Source organism: Streptomyces griseoflavus (genome assembly GCF_014649995.1).
Taxonomy (GTDB): Bacteria; Actinomycetota; Actinomycetes; order Streptomycetales; family Streptomycetaceae; genus Streptomyces; species Streptomyces griseoflavus.
The window spans coordinates 1-2500 of sequence record NZ_BMUC01000044.1 but is presented as its reverse complement, the minus strand read 5'-3'; the positions used below and the strand labels follow the sequence as shown (position 1 = coordinate 2500).

The following is a 2500-nucleotide window of genomic DNA, read 5'->3' as shown; positions in this document are numbered from 1 at the left end:
GATCGACAGGGGGCAACAGTCATGCCGGGCCCGGAGGCCAGCGGCCCTCTTGCAGGACCGCGAAAAAGATAACGGGGCCTGCCATGTGGCGTTTCTCAGGTGCCTCAACCACGGTGAGACACAGACCCCGTACCGCGGAGCCCGGAGCGCGGTCGTCGGTCCCGCCTGTCGCCGTCGGCTGGCACAGCGTCACGGCCACCGACGCGACGGCCAGTGACGCGAGCGACCCCGGAGCCCGAGCCGTACGAGGACTTCGAGCCCGGCGTTCGGCGGGATGCCTTCATCTTCGCCGAGTTCCTCGACGAGCGGTTCGGCCAGGACGCGATCAGGCACTCGTGGGAGCGGATCGACGACGTCGTCCTGATAGCGCCAGTACGAGCCCTAGTCCGCGGCCGTGCCACCGCCGCACAGATGGTAGTTGGCGACCCCGAACGCGCGGAACTCCTCCTGGACGTCACGGTGGTAGTCGTCCGTGATCATGTCTCGGATCTCGGTCGCGCCGTCGGGGAACCACGCGGTGACGCGGTCGCCGGGGGTGTCGTCCGCCACGAGGACGTCGGATCGTGGCGATCCGTCCTGCGGGACCGGCGCCGTCCCCGATCCGCGTGCCCGGCGCGCCCGGCGGCGACCATCGGCCCTCGTGGCCTCCGACGATGGGCGTAACGGCAAACGGCTATGTGGCCGACGCGACGGCGCGCCCCGTCTTCCTACGGTGATCGGGACAGCGCCGCCTTCACTCATGTGCCCTGTGCGCCGGTGGCGAGTCCGCAGCCGAGGTGATGAGGATGCCGATGCAGACCACTCCCGTAGGGGCAGAACCCACCAGCACCGCGCGCCGCCCCCTCGTCCGCGCCCGCCTCGCGGCCGCCCGCCGTACCGCGGGAGGGCAGCGCATCGCGCGGCTCGCACCGTCGGACCCGGGCGTGGCCTCGTACGCTCAGCAGCGCCTGTGGTTCCAGGACCAGGTCACCCGTTGCCCGGAGAGCAACCACGTCCCCGTGCTGCTGCGCGTACGGGGCACCCTCGACGAGGATGCGCTGCGTGCCGCGCTGGCGTACGTCATCGAGCGCCACGAGCCCTTGCGGACCCGGCTCACGACCGGGGAGGACGGCGCCCTCACTCCGGTGATCGACGAGGACACCACGCCGGTTCTCGAGCGCATCGACGTGCGGCCGCGGCCGGGGGCCGCGGCCGACGACGCGGAGGCCGCCGCGCTCTCGGCGCACCACGGTCGCGCCTTCGACCTCGCCCACGAACCTCCGATGCGGACCCTGCTCGTCGAGCGCGAGCCGAGTGCGGGAGGGGTGGGGGAGTACGCCCTGCTGGTCGTTGTCCACCACATCGCGTTCGACGGCTGGTCCGGGCGGTTGCTGCGGGACGAACTCCGCCACGCCTACTGCGCGCTCCGTCAGGGCCGCCGACCCGATCTGCCCCCTCTGCCCGTGCGCTACCGCGATGTCGCGTCCTACGAGAGCGAGCGTCTCGAAGGCGATGCCGCCCAGCGCTCGCTGGAGTACTGGCAGACGCAGCTCGCGGGTCTGGAGCCGTTGGGCCTGATGCTGGACGCGCCCGGACGCACGGAGCGAACCGGGCGTGGCCAGGCCGTCGACGTGGACCTTCCCGCCGACGTGGTGACCGAGTTGCGCCGCCGCGCGGAGACCGGTGGTCCCACGTTGTACACCCAGTTGCTCGCGGCATGGCAACTGCTGCTGCATCGCCACACCCGCAACCCCGACGTCGCCATCGGCACCCCCGTGGCCGGCCGCACCCACGTGCAGACCGAGCCGCTCGTCGGCTGCTTCGTCAACACCCTCGTCATACGAGGGGACTTGAGCGGCGACCCGACGTTCGAGGAGCTGACCCGGCGCACCTCGCGCACCGTGCTCGACGCGGTGCAGCACCAGGATGTGCCCTTCGAGCAGGTGGTCGAACGGGTCCGTTCCAGCCGCGACGCGAACGGACACGGACTCTTCCAGGCCCTTTTCGCACTGGAGGAGAGCGACACCTGGACCTGGGACCTTCCCGGCGCCCAGGTGTCGGAGGAGGAACTGCCGGTGGTGACGGCGGCAGCCGATCTCGACCTGTACTTCCTGGACGACGGGCACCGTCTGCGCGGTCGTCTCGCCTTCGCGCAGGACGTCATCGAGCCGGCGTCCGCCGCGCGGCTGGCCGGTCAGCTCGGCACCCTCCTGGCCGATGTGGCGGCGCATCCGCAGCGACACCTCTCCGACGTCCGGCTCACCCGACAGGCACCGGCTCTCCCCGCGCCGGCCGCAACCACCGACCTGGGTGTGCCGGTGCTGGTGCATGAGCTGGTGGGGGAGCGGGCGCGGCTGTGCCCGGAGGCCGTGGCGGTGGTGCAGGGGGACCGGGAGGTGTCGTTCGGGGAGTTGGAGGTGCGGGCGAACCGGCTGGCGCATCGTCTGGTGGGTCTGGGGATCGGTCCGGACGTCCTGGTGGGGGTGTGTCTGGGGCGTGGTCCGGAGCTGTTGGTGGCGTT

2 protein-coding genes are annotated in these 2500 nt (G+C 71.7%); one reads left to right on the top strand and one right to left on the bottom strand.

The genetic code is table 11. The features are described from left to right. Positions 1 to 381: 381 nt before the first annotated feature. Positions 382 to 549: a hypothetical protein gene (locus IE172_RS34145; RefSeq protein ID WP_190101255.1), complete on the bottom strand. Its 168-nt coding sequence runs from the start codon at positions 547 to 549 to the stop codon at positions 382 to 384. 242 nt (positions 550 to 791) lie between these two features. Between IE172_RS34145 and IE172_RS34140 the strand changes: the two genes are divergently transcribed. Further along, a partial coding sequence (locus IE172_RS34140) for a condensation domain-containing protein (RefSeq protein ID WP_190101254.1) occupies positions 792 to 2500 on the top strand: 1709 nt, incomplete at its 3' end.